Annotated in this window: 4 tRNA genes; all 4 read right to left on the reverse strand. The window is 52.0% G+C overall.

The window, feature by feature from the left end:
• Positions 1–43 precede the first annotated feature (43 nt).
• A tRNA-Ser gene (locus tag HMPREF2802_RS11615) sits at positions 44–133 on the reverse strand.
• Between the two features lie 29 nt (positions 134–162).
• A tRNA-Ser gene (locus HMPREF2802_RS11620) sits at positions 163–255 on the reverse strand.
• Between the two features lie 8 nt (positions 256–263).
• Positions 264–337, reverse strand: a tRNA-Ile gene (locus tag HMPREF2802_RS11625).
• Between the two features lie 25 nt (positions 338–362).
• Positions 363–436: transfer RNA gene (locus HMPREF2802_RS11630), tRNA-Met, on the reverse strand.
• Positions 437–487: the final 51 nt, after the last annotated feature.

Below are 487 nucleotides of genomic sequence, written 5' to 3' on the forward strand. Positions count from 1 at the left end.
CGACGAGCTACCGAACTGCTCCATCCCGCGGTAATGTGAAATACGGAGGAAGAGGGATTCGAACCCCCGCGGGCCGTTAAGCCCCTGTCGGTTTTCAAGACCGATCCCTTCAGCCGGACTTGGGTATTCCTCCATAATAAAAGTGCTAAGATTAAATTCAAATGGCGGAGGAGGAGGGATTCGAACCCCCGCGGGCCGTTAAGCCCCTGTCGGTTTTCAAGACCGATCCCTTCAGCCGGACTTGGGTACTCCTCCAAATTATATGGACCTTGCAGGATTCGAACCTGCGACCGAACGGTTATGAGCCGTTAGCTCTGACCAACTGAGCTAAAGGTCCTAAATATAATCACAACACTTAATAATGGCGGTGGAGGGGATCGAACCCCCGACCTCACGGGTATGAACCGTACGCTCTAGCCAGCTGAGCTACACCGCCCTATTATGTAATTTTAAATATATATGGTGGAGACTAGCGGGATCGAACCGC

Source organism: Staphylococcus sp. HMSC071G07, assembly GCF_001811435.1.
Taxonomy (GTDB): domain Bacteria; phylum Bacillota; class Bacilli; order Staphylococcales; family Staphylococcaceae; genus Staphylococcus; species Staphylococcus pettenkoferi.